The sequence below is a fragment of the Streptomyces sp. NPDC006339 genome (assembly GCF_040612775.1).
In the GTDB taxonomy this organism is placed as follows: Bacteria; Actinomycetota; Actinomycetes; order Streptomycetales; family Streptomycetaceae; genus Streptomyces.
The window spans coordinates 25,006-40,181 of record NZ_JBEXQW010000067.1; the positions used below are offsets into that span (position 1 = coordinate 25,006).

Below are 15,176 nucleotides of genomic sequence, written 5' to 3' on the forward strand. Positions count from 1 at the left end.
GGCCGCGGGCCCTCAGGCCCACACTCCCCGGTCGGTGAGCACCTCGCGCAGCGTCTCCAGATGATCGGTCATGATGCCATCCACCCCGAGGTCGAGGAGGGCGTTCATCCGCGCCGGATCGTTCACCGTCCACACGTGCACATGGAGCCCCCGCGCGTGCGCCTCGCGCACGAAGCGCCGGTCCACCACCGGGATGCCGGCCTGGCGCTCGGGGACCTGGGCGGCGATCGCGCCCGCGCGCAGTGCCGCCGGGATGCCGAGCGAGCGCAGCCGCAGGCCGATGACGCCCTTCACGCCGTACGAGGTGGCGAGGCGCTCGCCGGCGAGCCTGTGCGCCCGCGCCACGCGGGCCTCGGTGAAGGAGCTGACGCACACGCGGTCCCAGGCGTTGGCCTTGCGGATCACGTCGAGCAGCGGGGCGAGCGCCGACTCGGTCTTGAGGTCGACGTTCCAGCGGGTCTCCGGGAACTCGGCCAGGAGGTCCGCGAACAGCGGCAGCGGCTCCTTGCCGGCCACCCGGGCCTCCCGGACCGCCGCCCAGGGCAGGTCCCTGATCCGGCCCCCGGCGTCCGTGACGCGGTCCAGCGTCGCGTCGTGGAAGGCGACGAGGACACCGTCCGCGGTCGTGTGCACATCCGTCTCGAAGTAGCGGTAGCCGGCCGCGGCGGCCCGCCGGAAGGCGGCCGCCGTGTTCTCCAGGCCGTCCGCCGTGCCGCCGCGATGGGCGAAGGGGAGGGGGCCCGGGTGGTCGAGATAGGGGTGGGGGCGGAGGTGGGGTACGCGAGTCACCGCCGCAGTATGGCCTGCGGGGGTGTCGCGGGGGTGACGGGATCGGATCCAGGATTCTGGATATCGGATCCAAAAGCCGGGATGCCGGATCCAGGATCCTGGACAGCCGGGACATCGGATCCAGGATCCTGGACATTGGATCCACGCTCCTCCGGCACGGCGCACCACCGCAGGAAGAACTGCGCCAGCGGACCGATCGACAGCGCGTACAGGACCGTGCCGATCCCGACCGAGCCGCCGAGGAGGAAGCCGGTGGCCACGACGGCCACCTCGATCGCCGTGCGGACCAGCCGGATCGACCGGCCCGTCAGCCGGTGCAGGCCGGTCATCAGTCCGTCGCGCGGACCGGGGCCGAAGCGCGCGGCGATGTAGAGACCGGTCGCCAGACCGTTGAGGAGAATGCCGAGCACCATCAGCGCGATCCCGGCCGGCAGCCCGTCCGCGTCCGGGACCAGGGCCAGGGTGCCGTCCATCGCGATCCCGATGACGAAGACGTTGGAGACGGTGCCCAGGCCCGGCTTCTGCCGGATCGGGATCCACAGCAGGAGCACGACCGCCCCGACGACGATCGACACGACCCCGATGCTCAGTCCCGACCGCTCGGCGAGCCCTTGGTGCAGCACACCCCAGGGTTCCAGGCCGAGCCCGCCGCGTACGAGCAGCGCCGAGCTGACCCCGTAGAGCGCGAGACCGGCGTAGAGCTGGACGAGCCGGCGGGTCAGATGCCGGCCGCGGAGGCCGGAGGCGATGGACAAAGGAGTGCCTCCCTGGGGGACGGCCGGTCGGGTGGACCGGCCTTGGCTGGTGTCGGTGGACTGGTTCATGTCACTCTGTGGCGGGGGACGACCGGCCAACCATGGCCAATTCGCGGAAGGTGGACTGATTTCCATGGCCCAGTGGACTTCGGCCGTGGGGCCGGCCCAACTCGCCCGGCAGCTCCAGGCCCAGCAGCCGCGGCCCGCCGCGCCCGGCGCGCGCAAGCCGCCCGCCTACCGCGCCCTCGCCGACGGCATCCGCCTGCTGGTCCTCGAGGGCCGCGTCCCGGTCGCCGCCCGGCTGCCCGCCGAACGCGAACTGGCCCTCGCCCTCACCGTCAGCCGCACCACCGTCGCCGCCGCCTACGAGGCGCTGCGCGGCGAGGGCTTCCTGGAGTCCCGGCGCGGCGCCGGAAGCTGGACCGCCGTCCCGGCCGGCAACCCGCTGCCCGCCCGCGGCCTCGAACCGCTGCCCCCGGAGTCGCTCGGCTCCATGATCGACCTGGGCTGCGCGGCGCTGCCCGCCCCCGAGCCCTGGCTCACCCGCGGCATCCAGGGCGCCCTGGAGGAGCTGCCGCCGTACGCCCACACCCACGGCGACTATCCGGCCGGGCTGCCCGCGCTGCGGCAGATGCTCGCCGACCGCTACACCGAGCGCGGCATCCCCACCATGCCCGAGCAGATCATGGTCACCACCGGCGCCATGGGTGCCATCGACGCCATCTGCCACCTCTTCGCCGGCCGCGGCGAGCGGATCGCCGTCGAGTCGCCCTCGTACGCCAACATCCTCCAGCTCATGCGCGAGGCCGGCGCCCGGCTCGTGCCCGTCGCCATGGCCGAGGGCCTCCGCGGCTGGGACCTCGGCCGCTGGCGCCAGGTGCTGCGCGACGCGGCGCCCCGCCTCGCGTACGTCGTCGCCGACTTCCACAACCCCACCGGCGCCCTCGCCGACGAGGACCAGCGCCGGCAGCTCGTGGAGGCGGCCCGCTCGGCCGGCACGGTCCTGGTCGTCGACGAGACGATGACCGAGCTGTTCCTCGACGAGGACCTGACGATGCCCCGGCGGGTCTGCGCCTTCGATCCGGCCGGTGCCACGGTCCTCACCGTCGGCTCGGCGAGCAAGGCGTTCTGGGCGGGCATGCGGATCGGCTGGGTGCGGGCCTCGCCCGACGTCATCCGTTCCCTCGTCGCCGCCCGCGCCTACGCGGACCTCGGCACCCCCGTCCTGGAGCAGCTCGGCGTCAACTGGCTGATGCGCACCGGCGGCTGGGAGGAGGCCGTCGGGCTGCGCAGGGCCCAGGCGCGGGAGAACCGCGACGCCCTCGTGGCCGCGGTCCGCAAGGAGCTGCCGGACTGGGAGTTCGAGGTGCCGCGCGGCGGCCTGACCCTGTGGGTGCGCACCGGCGGCCTCTCGGGCTCCCGGATCGCCGAGGTCGGCGAGCGCGTCGGCGTCCGGGTCCCCTCGGGCCCGCGCTTCGGCGTGGACGGCGCCTTCGAGGGCTACGTCCGGCTGCCGTTCACGGTCGGCGGTCCGGTCGCGGAGGAGGCCGCCGTCCGCCTGGCCGCCGCGGCCCGCCTGGTGGAGTCGGGCGCCGGCGGGGGAGCGGAGGGGCCGCGGTCCTTCGTGGCGTAGCGCTCCGTTCCGACGTACGAGGCGGTGCGACGTACGAGGGCGGTGCGACGTACGAGGCGTGCGCGGCGGTCCGACGTACGAGGGCGGCCGCACCCGGTGACGGGTGCGGCCGCCCTCTCCTCCCGCCGGAGGCTCAGCCCTCCGCGGCGACGGGGGAGGGCAGCGGCGTCGGGGCCGGCTCCTTGCGGCGGGTCGGTGCCGTGTCGGCGTCCAGGTCCGGCTCGGAGGCCGGGACGGGCGCCGGGGCCGGGGCTGGGGGCGGCTCGATCGCCCCGATCGTCTCGATCTCCGGGGCCGTCGCCGTCCGGCGCTCGGGCAGCAGTTCCAGCACCGCTTGGCGGTGCGCCTCGCTGGTCGCGTCGTCGTACGGGTCGGGGGTGGCGGGCACCTGGAGGCGGACCACCGGTCCGGCGCCGAGGCGGGCGTAACCGCGGCCCGGCGGGACGTCGGGGACCGGGGTGGTGTGCGGCGCGGTGCCCAGCACCGCCGCGATCTGATCCGGCGAGGCCGGGCCCAGCACCACCCGGGCCCGGGTGTGGCCGCGTACCGTCTCGCCGAGCGTCTCGACGCTGTCGAACTGCTCGGCCACCACGACCGTGACCTGCGCGGCCCGCCCGTGCCGCAGCGGCACCTGGAGCAGGTCCTGCGGGTCGGGGCGGCCGTCGGCGGCGGCCAGGTGGCCGAGCACGCTGGGCCGGTCGAGCAGGATCCACAGCGGGCGCCGGGTGTCCTCGGGGGCCGGCAGGCCCGCCTGCCGGGCCCGGTTGGCGGCGATCAGGCGCCGCTCGGTCTCGTGCGCGGCCCATTCGAGGCTGGTGAGCGCGCCGGAGAGGCCGCACTCGACGGCGAGCACGCCGTCCCGGCCGACCAGGCACGCGTATTCGCCGGTGCCGCTGCCCTCGACGATCAGCACGTCGCCGTGGGGGAGTGCCTGGAGGGCGATCGAGCGCAGCAGGGAGGTGGTGCCGCTGCCGGGCTGGCCGACGGCGAGCAGGTGCGGCTCGGTGGAGCGGGGGCCCGTGCGCCACACCACGGCCGGGGCGTCCTCGGTGCCGTCGGAGGCGCGGACCGGCACGGTCCGCTGCACGGCGTCGGCGTCGGTGAACCCGAGCACGGTCTCGCCGGGCACGGTCACGAAACGCTGGGCGGCGATGGTGGTGGGCAGCGCGGGCAGCACGTGCATGGTCAGCCGGTTGCCCTCCTCGTCCCAGTCGAAGAGGTACTCACGGCCACGGCCCGACTTGGCGTGCAGCAGGTGCTCGATCCGGGCCCGGGCGGCCGGCTCGCCGTCGGTGAAGTACGGGGGGTAGGAGATCCGCAGCCGGGTGAGGCGGCCGTCCTCGTCGAAGGCGTAGTCGCCGAAGACGGCGCTCCAGTCGCCGCCGTGGGAGAAGAGCGGCTCGGGGTCCTCGGGCAGCGACAGATACGGCACCAGGGCCTCGTAGAGGCCCTTGAGCCGGGCGATCTCGGCGTCGTCGGGCCCGGTCTTGACGACCGGGCGCTCACGTCCCCGCCAGGCGGCCGCGCCCATCACCGTGACGAGGGCGAGCAGCGGCCCGTACGGCACGAGGGCGACGACCAGGACGCAGGCCGCGACCAGGAACAGCGTGGGACCGCGCCGCTCCTTGGGGGTCGCGGCCCACTTGGCGCGCGCGGTCGCGGCCAGCTTCCGCAGACCACGCGAGATGGTGATCAGCGGATGGAGCACGTCGGTGGCGCTGTCGGCGGCCGTGCGCGCGATCTCTCGGCTGCGAGCGATCTGTGCGTTGCCGCTGCTCAGAATGCGGGGGAGTGGTCGCCGGGCCACGTCGTACTCCTGGAGGGGTGGAAGGGGGTGAGGGGCGTCAGAACTTGATCCCGCCCAAGAGGCTGGCGAGGCTCTGGCCGCCCGCGGTGATGCTGGGGGCGATCGCGGTGCCCGCGAGGTAGAAGCCGAAGAGCGCGCAGACGAGGGCGTGCGATGCCTTGAGTCCGTCCTTCTTGAAGAACAGGAAGCAGATGATGCCGAGCAGGACGACGCCTGAGATGGACAGGATCATGAGGTGTTCTCCTGGTTGAGGGGACAGTCACCATGAGTCCTTCCAAGTTCACAGCAAGTATCTATGTGATTAAAGGTGCATATGGGTGAATCGGTGGCGATTTCACTTGACCGGAGGACGTCGGCGGGTTCGCCGGGTGGCGAAACGCGCCGGGTGCGGTAGTGCACCGATCCGGTCACGAGCTGCGGTGATCCTTGCCGCGGACGCGCCGCCTCATGTCGTACGACGGGCAGTACCCTGTCGATTCACTCGTACGGCCGCCCCCGCCGTGCGCGGGACGGACAAGGAGAGGAAGGACACACGATGAGCGAGCACGACACCCCGGACCCCGAGGTCGTCGAACTGGCCTCCAAGGTCTTCGACCTGGCGCGCACCGGGGACGCGGTGACGCTGGCCGCCTACCTCGACGCCGGTGTCCCCGCGAACCTCACCAACGAGAAGGGCGACTCGCTCGTCATGCTCGCCGCCTACCACGGGCACGCCGCCGCGGTCACCGCCCTGCTCTCCCGGGGCGCCGACGCCGACCGCGCCAACGACCGCGGCCAGACCCCGCTCGCCGGAGCCGTCTTCAAGGGCGAGGACGCGGTCGTCCGCGCCCTCCTCTCCGGCGGGGCAAATCCGGAAGCAGGGACTCCGTCCGCCGTGGACACGGCGCGGATGTTCGGGAAGACGGACCTCCTCGAGCTCTTCGGAGCTCGGTGAACGGCGGCTGAACCCCAGGTGAGACGGCGCCGTAAATGTGGTCGCGGTGGCGAAATGGGTGGGTCATCATGACGTCGGGCCCGCAGGGGGCCACCGACGAGAGGCAGAGGAAGATGGTCACTGGCAAGCGCAGGACGACAACGGGCGGCCCGACATGTTGCCGCACGGCCTAGGCGAACAGCCTGACCCGGTTCACCCCGGTTTCCACCCGGTCGTGTCGACAGCTTGATGTGAGGCGTCTTCCATGTTCGATCCAGTCATAGCGCCGAGCGGCACCCTGCTCGGTCTGCTGCAGAGGGGCCGCGGCGACGGCACCCTCCACGCGCTCGCCGCGCCACGTGCCGAGGCCCTCGCGGCCCTCAACCACTGCGTTCTCGACGACCCCCGCCACGACTGGCAGGTCGAGAACCGCTCCCTCTACTACGCCCGGCTCTACCTCGACCTCCACGGAGGTCTGGAGGAGATCGAGGCGCACCTCTTCGGCGCCGAGGACCACCTCGACACCGAGGAGTCCAGGACCGGGCTCGCGCTCGCCGTCCTCGGGCACCTGGCCTCCTACGGCCGCCAGGACGCCCTGCTGCTCCTGCGACGGTACGCCGCCGCCGGAAGCAACTGGGCCTGGGCCCTGGACGAGCTGGCCCTGCGCGACGACGACGCCGGCCTGCGCGCCCTCGCCCTGCCGGTCCTCGCCCGCTTCCCGGCCACCGCCGAGGGAGAGGCCGAGCTCGCCGCCACCGTCCGCGACGCCTTCGAGCCGCGGCCCTGGCGCCTGTGGGCCGACGACCCGCGCGTGTCCGTCGGCGCCCGGATCCGGGCCGCCCGCGAACAGGGCTCCTTCGACCGCTGGCAGCGACAGCTCCGCCCCACCGGGCCCCGCCCCGGCTGGAGCGTCCAGGCCGTCCTCGACTGGGCCCAGGAGGGCCACGAGCGCGGCGCCGAACTGCACGGGCCCGCCGCCCGCTGCCTGGTCGCCGTCGCCGGACCCGAGGACCGCGACACGATCCTCGCCGCCGCCGGCGGCGGCCCCGACGGCGCCCGCTGCGCCGCCCTGCACTACCTCGCCGAGTCACAGGACCCCGCCGTCCTCGACCTCGTCGAACGCGCCGTCTCCGACGGCTCCCGCACCGTCGCGGACGCCGCGGTCGCCGCGTACCAGCGGATGAGCGGCGAGCCCGCCGTCGACCGCGCCCGCGGCTGGATCCACCGCCCCGACGCGCTCGGCTCGGCCGCCGCCGGAACGCTCGCCCACCGCGGCGGCACCCAGGACTCCCCCCTCGTCCTCGGCGCCCTCCGCGAGACCGTCCGTTCCCAGGGCCCCGACGCCCCCGCCCTCTACCCGCTCGTCGACGGCGCCGGCCGCCTCGGCATCGCCTGCGCCGCGCCCGTGCTGCGCCACATCTACCGCGAGACCGCCTCCTCCCAGCTCCGCGGCCGCACCGCCCGCGCCCTCGCCGCCACCGACGCGGGCTTCGCCACCGGCTTCGCCGTCGAGTGCCTGTGGGACTGCGAGGAGACCACCCGCGAGCTCGCCGCCCTCCACGCCGAGACGGGAGACGTACGCGTCGCCGAACGCCTGCGCCGCCTCGCCGCCGACCCCGCCGAGGAGGCGGAGGTCCAGACGGCCGTGCGCAACCGGATAGGACCGGACCTCGACCTCCAGGTCTGACGCGCCCCACGGGAGCCGAGCCGGGGGCGGCCGCTCGACGGCCGCCCCCGGGCCCTGAACGCGGGCGCGCCGGGGCAAACGCCGCCCCGGACCGGCGCCCGCCGCTCGCCCGGCCGCGTCAGCGGTACGGCACGAAGCGCACCGGCGTCCCCGGTACCGCCTGTGCCGCCGCCGGCAGGTCCTCCTCCCGCACGACGGCCACCACGGGGTAGCCGCCGGTCGTCGGATGGTCGGCGAGGAAGACCACCGGGCGGCCGTCCGGTGGCACCTGCACCGCGCCCAAGGGCATCCCCTCACTGGGCAGTTCGCCCCCGACGGCCCGCTCCAGGGCCGGGCCCTCCGTGCGCAGACCGATGCGGTTGCTCGCCGGTGACACCCGCCACGCGCGCGTGGCGAGGGATTCCAGGGCGGCGGGTGTGAACCAGTCGTCGCGCGGCCCGAGCCGGACCCGCAGGACGAGCTCGTCCCGCGGGCCCGGCCATGGAGCGGCGTCGACCGACCCCCGTACGGCCGTCGCCGCCCCCAGCGGCAGCACCGCCCCGTCCGCCAGCGGTGCCGGGCCGAGCCCGGACAGCAGGTCGGTGGAGCGGCTGCCGAGCACCGGTGGGACGGCGACGCCGCCGCCGAACCCGACGTACGAACGCAGCCCGCGCACCGCCGCGCCCACCTCCAGGAGCTGCCCGGGACCGACCCGTACGGGCGTGCCCCAGGCGGCCGGCCGGCCGTCCACGGTCACCGGACAGGGCGCCCCGCCCACGGCGACCGTCACCGGGCAGCCCGGCCGTACGGCGCAGCCGGTGAGCGTGGTCTCCAGGACGGCGGCGTCCTCCGCGTTGCCGAGCAGCCGGTTCAGGAGCCGTACGGCGTCCGGGTCGAGCGCCCCGGAGTGCGGCACGCCCAGGTGTGCGTGCCCCGGGCGGCCCAGGTCCTGCACGGTGGTCAGCGCCCCGGCCCGTACGACGGCGAAGGCACGGTCGGTCATCGGCCCGCCACCGTGAAGCGCACCCGGGTGCCGGGGGAGAGCAGCGCGGCCGGTTCGCGGGCCGTGTCCCACAGCACCGCGTCCGTCGTGCCGATCAACTGCCAGCCGCCGGGCGAGGAGCGCGGGTACACGCCGGTGTACGGCCCCGCGAGCGCGACCGAGCCGGCCGGGACGGCGGTGCGCGGGGTGGCCCGCCGCGGCACCTCGTACCGTGCGCCGAGCCCCGTGAGATAGCCGAAGCCCGGTGCGAATCCGCAGAAGGCGACCCGGAAGTCGGTCCCCGAGTGGATCCGCACCGCCGCCTCCACGGACACGCCCCACAGCTCGGCCACGTCGGCGAGGTCGGGCCCGTCGTAGCGCACCGGCACCTCCACGGACGCCCCCACGCGCGCGTGCAGCACGGGAACGTCCCAGGAGCGCAGCTCGGCCGCGAGCCGGTCCGGAGCCGCGACCCCTTCCAGGAGCACCGTCCGCGCCGCCGGCACGATCTCCCGTACGGCGGGCAGCGCGCCCGCCTCCCGCCGGCGCAGCAGCTCGGCGTGGAACGCCTCCGTCGCCTCCCCGCTCACCAGCTCGACCAGCAGTCCCCGCTCGCCGACCCGGAACACCTCGCGAGCCCTCATGCGAACGCCTCCACCAGGACCCCGGCGGCCTCCAACTGCGCCCGCACCCGGCGGGCGAGGTCCACGGCGCCGGGCGTGTCGCCGTGGAGGCACAGCGAGCGGGCCCGTACGGCGACCGGGCGTCCGTCGTGCGCGGTGACGACGCCGAAGCGGGCCATGGACAGCGACCGCTCCACGACCTCCGCCGGATCGGTCACGACGGCGCCCTCCTGCCCCCGTGGCAGCAGGGTGCCGTCGGCCCGGTAGGCCCGGTCGCCGAATGCCTCGCCGACGACGGGCAGCCCGGCCTTCGCGGCGGCCTCGTGCAGCCGCGACCCGGGCAGCCCGAGGACGGGCAGCCCACGGCCGGACGAGCCGTCCCCGGACAGTCCGGCCGAGGCGAGGAGCACCCCGTCCACGACCGCCGCCGCCTGTTCCTCGTCGTGGACCACCCGGTTGTAGAGGGCGCCGTGCGGCTTGACGTACGCCACCCGGGAGCCGGCGGCCCGGGCGAACACCTCCAGGGCGCCGATCTGGTACGCGACCTCCGCCGCCAGTTCGGCCGGCGGCACGTCCATGGCGCGCCGGCCGAAGCCGGCCAGGTCGCGGTAGGAGACCTGGGCCCCGATCCGTACGCCCCGCTCCGCCGCGAGCTCGCAGACGCGGCGCATGGTCGCCGGGTCCCCGGCGTGGAAGCCGCAGGCCACGTTGGCGCTGGTGACCACCGAGAGCAGTCGCTCGTCGTCGGTCAGCGTCCAGCGGCCGAAGCCCTCGCCGAGGTCGGCGTTGAGGTCGATCGAGACCCGGGTCATGAGAGGTTTCCTTTCCTTGCCCCGCAGAAGAGCACGATTCCGCCGCCTCCGGCGTCACACCGGCACGCGGTACTCCGCGTCCCGTACGTCCGTGACGAGCATCCGCCCCGGCGCGTGGGTCAGCGCGAACGGCGGACGTGAGGCCGTCACCGCCGCCTGCGGGGTGACCCCGCAGGCCCAGAACACCGGCACGTCCCCCGGCTCGGCCACCACCGGGTCGCCGAAGTCGGGCCGGTCGAGGTCGCGGATACCCAGCGCCGCCGGGTCCCCGACGTGCACCGGAGCCCCGTGCACGGCGGGCAGCAGCCCGCTGATCCGCCGCGCGGTGGGCACGAGCGCGGCCGGCACCGGCCGCATCGACACCACCATCGGCCCGTGCAGCCGCCCGGCGGGCCGGCAGGCCCGGTCGGTGACGTACATCGACACGTTCCGGCCCTGTTCGACGTGGCGCAGCGGCACGCCCGCGTCGGCAAGGGCGCCCTCGAAGGTGAAGCTGCAGCCGATGAGGAACGACACCAGGTCGCTGCGCCAATAGGGGGACGCGTCCGCCGGTTCGTCGACCAGCCGCCCGTGCTCCCACACCCGGTAGCGCGGGATGTCGGTCCGCAGATCGGCGTCCGGGGCCAGCCGGGTCCGCCAGGAGCCGGCGTCGGTGACGTCGAGGACCGGGCAGGGCCGGGGGTTGCGGGTGCAGAACAGCAGCACGTCGTACGCCCAGTCCGCGGGGACCGAGATCAGGTTGGCCTGGGTGTGGCCCGGCGCCCAGCCGGCGGTGGGGCCGGTCGCCCCGGCGCGGGCACGCGCGCGTGCCGTACGCGGATCGGGCGCGGGGGCGGACACGCGGGCGGGGGCGGATGCGGAGGCGTGCTCGGGGTGGGGCGCGGGGGCGTCGGCGGGCCCTTCGGCGCGGCCTCCGCTCGTCGGGAGGCTCATACGAGTTCCCTCCCCCGGGTCTCGGGCAGGCCGAGCAGCGCGAGGACGGCGAGTCCGTAGCCGACCGCGCCGAACACCAGCGCCCCGCCCACGCCCCAGCTCTCCGCGAGGAAGCCGACCAGGGTCGGGAAGAGCGCGCCCACCGCGCGGCCGGTGTTGTAGGTGAAGCCCTGACCCGTGCCGCGCACGGCCGTCGGGTAGAGCTCGGCGAGGAAGGAGCCGAAGCCGCTGAAGATGGCCGACATGCAGAAGCCGAGCGGGAAGCCGAGGACCAGGAGCAGGTTGTTCGCCCCGGCCGGGATGTGGGTGTAGGCGAGGACGGCGAGCGCGGACAGGACCGCGAAGAGCGCGATGTTCTTCTTCCGGCCGAGCCGGTCGGTCAGGTAACCGCCGGTGAGGTAGCCGATGAAGGCCCCGGAGATCAGGAAGGTGAGATAGCCGCCGGTGCCGACGACGGTGAGTCCGCGCTCGGTCTTGAGGAAGGTCGGCACCCAGGTGGCGAGCGTGTAGTAGCCGCCCTGCACGCCGGTCGACAGCAGCACCGCGAAGAGCGTGGTGCCGAGCAGCGGGCGCTTGAAGACGGCGGTGAAGGAGCCGCGGTCGGCGCTGGCGCGGCGCACCTCGGCCGCCTGCGGGGCGTCCTCGACGTTGCGGCGCACGTAGACGATGAGCAGGGCGGGCAGGGCGCCGGTCCAGAACATGACCCGCCACGCGGTGTCGGCGTCGACGAACTGGAAGACCAGCGTGTAGACGATCACGGCGAGGGCCCAGCCGGCCGCCCAGGCGCTCTGGATGCCGCCGAGCGTACGGCCCCGGTGCCGCGCGGAGGCGTACTCGGCGACCAGGATCGCGCCGACCGCCCACTCGCCGCCGAAGCCGAGGCCCTGGAGGGCGCGGAAGACCATCAGGGTCTCGTAGTTGGGCGCGAAGCCGCACAGGACGGTGAACAGGGCGTACGTGGCCACCGTGATCATCAGGGCCCGCACCCGGCCGATCCGGTCGGCGAGGATGCCGGCGAGCGCGCCGCCGACGGCCGAGACCACCAGCGTGACGGTGGTGAGGAGGCCGGTCTGCCCCTTGTCGAGGTTGAAGTACGCGGCGATGGCCACCATCGACAGCGGCAGGGTGAAGAAGTCGTACGAATCGAGGGCGTAACCGCCGAAAGCGCCGCCGAACGCGCGCCTGCCGCGCGGTCCGAGCGCGCGCAGCCACGCGAACGCGCCGGTGTCGTCGGGACGTTGGTCCCGGGTCTGCTGCTGGGGCTTGGTCGTGCTCATCTGCACCTCGCAGAGGGAGGAGGAGTGAGGAGCGGTGCGGTGTCGTTCAATGTAGGGATTGTTCAACGATCCGACAAGAGACGTGTCGGCTCGTCCTTGTTTCCGCGACCGTTCCTGCGATTGACTCGGCCGCGGACGACGGAGGGAAAGACGCACGATGGACGGATTCGGCGAACTGGCCGACGACCGCGCCCTGCTGGGGCGCACGAGCACCGCGGAGCGGGTCGCCGACATCCTGCGCACCCGCATCGCCGAGGGGTTCTTCCCGCCCGGCACCCGTCTGTCCGAGGAGAGCATCGGCGGCGCCCTCGGCGTCTCCCGCAACACCCTGCGCGAGGCGTTCCGGCTGCTCACCCACGAACGGCTGCTCGTCCACCGGCTCAACCGGGGCGTCTTCGTCCGGGTCCTCGCCGTCGACGACGTCGCCGACATCTACCGCACCCGACGGCTCGTCGAATGCGCCGTCGTCCGCGGGCTCGGAGAGCCGCCGTTCCCGGTCGACGGCCTCGCCGCCGCCGTCGCCGAGGGCGAGCGGGCCGCGCGCGCCGGGGACTGGAAGGGCGTCTCCACCGCCAACATCCACTTCCACCGCGAACTCGTCGCCTTGGCCGGCAGCGCCCGCACCGACGAACTGATGCGCGGCGTGCTCGCCGAACTCCGCCTGGCCTTCCACATGGTGGACGACCCGCAGGGACTCCACGAGCCCTATCTCCTGCGAAACCGGGAGATTCTGGACGCCTTGCGGTCCGGAGAGCGGGACCGCGCCGAGCGGCTCCTCGCCCGCTACCTGGACGACTCCCGCAGCCGTATCGCCGACGCGTACGCGAAGGCGGTCGACGAGCCGGAGGGGTGACGGGAGCCGTGCAGGGCGCGTGCAGGGCGGCGTGAAGGCGGCGGTGGCCGTGGGGCGGCCGGGCCTGCGTGCGCGGTCGGTCCGGTCCGCGGTGCCGGGCCAGCGCGCGGTCGCATAAGCGCCGTTTCGACCGTTGTCAGTTCGAGGACCTAGTCTGTGCACCGTGACTTCGCCAGCCTCGACGGACCTCGCTCCGCCCCAGCTCAGCGCGGGGCCGCGCCCCGCGCAGGGCCCGGCCGCCGACGAAGGGCTCGCGCGGCGCCTCCGCGCGCTCGCGTGCACCGCCCCGCTGCACGATCTGGACGTGCGCAAGGCGAATCTGGCCGGCGAGTACTCGGTCTACGCGATGGCGGAGGTCGCCCTCGCCGCGATCGACCTGGTCACCCTCAACATGGACTTCGACACCGGCGCCGACAGCGAGCAGATAATCGCCCGCCTGCTGCCCCGTGTCGCCGCCCAGGCCCCCGAGCGCCCCGCCGCCGAGCACGAGCGGGTCGCCCGCTGGGTCCTGGAGAACCTGATCAACGTCGGCAGCGTCGACCGCGGCTTCCGCGCCGTCTACGGCACGTTCGGCGCCGACGGTGCCTACATCCGCCGTGACTACGACTTCAAGCTCATCGAAGAGGTCCCGGGCTACGGCGGCGGCGTCTACCTCCGTACGACCGACGAAGCCGTCAACGTCCTCGTCGGCGCCCTCGACACGGACGTCACCAGCGCGCAGATCGCCGCCGAGGTGAAGCTGGAGGTCCTCATCAACCGGGGCCGCCTCGCCGACGCGCAGCTCGCGGCGGAGCAGGCCCGCTACCGGACCGTGCAGTACGCGGAGACCCTCCGCAAGACCCTCGAGGCCACCCGGCGCAACGTCCGCGCCGTCGACTGGCTCAACGCCGTCCCCGACATGATCGCCGAGGCGCTCGACCACGTCGCCGACCGCTACCGCCACGAGAACGCGATCCTCACCAACATCCGCAAGGCCCGCGACGAAGCGGAGGACCAGGAGCACAAGCGCCGCGCCGCCGAGCTCGTCGACATCGTCAAGGACTGCATCCGGCGGCACACCCAGCTCCAGTCCCGCCTCCTGGAGGCCGGCCCGCTCTTCCGCGCCGAGCAGGACCGCCAGGCGTTCGCCGCGCCCACCGCGTACACCGGACTCGACCTGTACGGGCAGCTCGTCGCCCCGGTCCTCCCGCTGCCCGTCGAGCAGGCCATCAAGGTCACGGACGCCTTCTTCGCCCACGGCACCGGGCTGCGCACGCCCGTCTCCGTCCGCGTCGGCGACCTCGTCGACATGCTCCTCACCCCGCCCGTGGAGCGCCAGCACCTGGGTGCCGAGATGCCCGAGCCGGACCTGATCGCCACCCCCGACGACAGCCGCTTCAGCGAGGAGCAGCTCGCGAGCGCCATGGAGCTCCTCGACCTGGAGCACGACGCCCCGCGACGCCTGTCCGGCCTCCTCGCCGACGCCCGCCGCCTCGACCCCGACCTTCCCTACCTGGTCGCCCTCCTCGCCGTCCACGCCGCCAGCCCGCCGGTCGGCACGGCCTACCGCCAGGGCGAGGAACGCCTCCTCTTCGCCGTCGACGACGGCACCCCCCTGGACGACCCCGAATTCGGCGGCGCCGACCTCATCGTGGGCACGGCCCTCCTCGACGCGGCGGGCATGGCGGCGGACCGCACGGAGGCCACATGACCACCCCCCGAGCCGACGCGGCCCCCCTGTCCCCGCTGGTCCAGCCCGACGCGACCCGCCCGGCCACCGACAACACCGCGACCGGTGCCGAGCCGTCCGCACCGGTGCGCTCCGACGCTGACCACGCGCCCGATGCGGCTCGCGCTGCGGGTACGGCGCCGACCGCCGCCTCCGCTGTGGCCGTCCCCGCCGTGGCCGTCCCCGGCCTGGCCGGCGGTGAGCTGCCCGTGTCGGTGCGCCCCTGTCCGGCCGATGCGCCCCGCGTGGCCGGTGTCGCGGCGCAGGCCGACGACGTTTCCGCCGTGGCCGATCACCGCCCCGCCGGCGGCGAGTCGTCCCTGTCGGCGTGCTCCGACGCTGACCACGCGCCCGATGCGGCTCGCGCTGCGGGTACGGCGCCGACCGCCGCCCCGGCCGTGGCCGACCGCCACTCGGCCGGCGGC

14 protein-coding genes and 1 pseudogene are annotated in these 15,176 nt (G+C 74.5%); 6 read left to right on the top strand and 9 right to left on the bottom strand.

All coding sequences use genetic code 11. The annotated features are described in order from the left end of the window. Window positions 1-12: 12 nt before the first annotated feature. Entirely contained in the window at window positions 13-789 is a 777-nt protein-coding gene (locus ABZ135_RS35090; protein ID WP_356701798.1) for a glycerophosphodiester phosphodiesterase, read from the bottom strand. Continuing rightward, entirely contained in the window at window positions 786-1,544 is a 759-nt protein-coding gene (locus ABZ135_RS35095; protein WP_356701800.1) for a hypothetical protein, read from the bottom strand. Before ABZ135_RS35095 ends, ABZ135_RS35090 begins: the two co-directional genes overlap by 4 nt. A gap of 133 nt (window positions 1,545-1,677) precedes the next feature. Here ABZ135_RS35095 and ABZ135_RS35100 point away from each other — a divergent pair, with 133 nt between their 5' ends. Further along, the gene (locus tag ABZ135_RS35100; RefSeq protein ID WP_356701802.1) at window positions 1,678-3,177 is read left to right on the top strand and encodes a PLP-dependent aminotransferase family protein; all 1,500 of its coding nucleotides are present in this window, start codon (window positions 1,678-1,680) and stop codon (window positions 3,175-3,177) included. A gap of 133 nt (window positions 3,178-3,310) precedes the next feature. Here the strand turns inward: ABZ135_RS35100 and ABZ135_RS35105 are convergent, their stop codons facing one another. Further along, window positions 3,311-4,984, bottom strand: a complete 1,674-nt coding sequence (locus ABZ135_RS35105) for a hypothetical protein (RefSeq protein WP_356701803.1) — start codon at window positions 4,982-4,984, stop codon at window positions 3,311-3,313. A 37-nt stretch (window positions 4,985-5,021) separates the two neighbouring features. Continuing rightward, on the bottom strand, window positions 5,022-5,216 hold the full coding sequence (locus ABZ135_RS35110; RefSeq protein WP_128976945.1) for a hypothetical protein: 195 nt from the start codon (window positions 5,214-5,216) through the stop codon (window positions 5,022-5,024). Between the two features lie 303 nt (window positions 5,217-5,519). Here ABZ135_RS35110 and ABZ135_RS35115 point away from each other — a divergent pair, with 303 nt between their 5' ends. Continuing rightward, on the top strand, window positions 5,520-5,918 hold the full coding sequence (locus ABZ135_RS35115; RefSeq protein ID WP_356701804.1) for an ankyrin repeat domain-containing protein: 399 nt from the start codon (window positions 5,520-5,522) through the stop codon (window positions 5,916-5,918). Between the two features lie 244 nt (window positions 5,919-6,162). Then, the gene (locus ABZ135_RS35120; protein WP_356701806.1) at window positions 6,163-7,584 is read left to right on the top strand and encodes a HEAT repeat domain-containing protein; all 1,422 of its coding nucleotides are present in this window, start codon (window positions 6,163-6,165) and stop codon (window positions 7,582-7,584) included. A 118-nt stretch (window positions 7,585-7,702) separates the two neighbouring features. Here the strand turns inward: ABZ135_RS35120 and ABZ135_RS35125 are convergent, their stop codons facing one another. The 5 genes from ABZ135_RS35125 to ABZ135_RS35145 are packed head-to-tail and all read right to left on the bottom strand — an operon-like array spanning window position 7,703 to window position 12,190. After that, entirely contained in the window at window positions 7,703-8,566 is an 864-nt protein-coding gene (locus ABZ135_RS35125) for a biotin-dependent carboxyltransferase family protein (protein WP_356701808.1), read from the bottom strand. After that, a complete protein-coding gene (locus ABZ135_RS35130; protein WP_356701810.1) occupies window positions 8,563-9,189 on the bottom strand; it encodes an allophanate hydrolase subunit 1 in 627 nt (208 codons plus the stop codon). The genes ABZ135_RS35125 and ABZ135_RS35130 overlap by 4 nt, the downstream gene beginning before the upstream one ends. Further along, window positions 9,186-9,980, bottom strand: coding sequence for a 5-oxoprolinase subunit PxpA (locus ABZ135_RS35135; RefSeq protein WP_356701812.1), 795 nt, complete (start codon window positions 9,978-9,980; stop codon window positions 9,186-9,188). Before ABZ135_RS35135 ends, ABZ135_RS35130 begins: the two co-directional genes overlap by 4 nt. 54 nt (window positions 9,981-10,034) lie before the next feature. Continuing rightward, window positions 10,035-10,913, bottom strand: coding sequence for a putative hydro-lyase (locus ABZ135_RS35140; protein ID WP_356701814.1), 879 nt, complete (start codon window positions 10,911-10,913; stop codon window positions 10,035-10,037). Next, window positions 10,910-12,190, bottom strand: coding sequence for an MFS transporter (locus tag ABZ135_RS35145; protein ID WP_356701816.1), 1,281 nt, complete (start codon window positions 12,188-12,190; stop codon window positions 10,910-10,912). The genes ABZ135_RS35140 and ABZ135_RS35145 overlap by 4 nt, the downstream gene beginning before the upstream one ends. Window positions 12,191-12,347: 157 nt before the next feature. On the opposite strand from ABZ135_RS35145, the gene ABZ135_RS35150 reads away from it, so the two are divergent. From ABZ135_RS35150 to ABZ135_RS35160, 3 genes and pseudogenes are all read left to right on the top strand, one after another. Next, window positions 12,348-13,043, top strand: a complete 696-nt coding sequence (locus tag ABZ135_RS35150) for a GntR family transcriptional regulator (protein ID WP_356701818.1) — start codon at window positions 12,348-12,350, stop codon at window positions 13,041-13,043. A 163-nt stretch (window positions 13,044-13,206) separates the two neighbouring features. Then, a complete protein-coding gene (locus tag ABZ135_RS35155) occupies window positions 13,207-14,733 on the top strand; it encodes a hypothetical protein (protein WP_356701820.1) in 1,527 nt (508 codons plus the stop codon). Beyond that, a pseudogene (locus tag ABZ135_RS35160) lies at window positions 14,730-15,176 on the top strand (hypothetical protein); the annotation flags it as partial. The gene ABZ135_RS35155 and the pseudogene ABZ135_RS35160, both read left to right, overlap by 4 nt.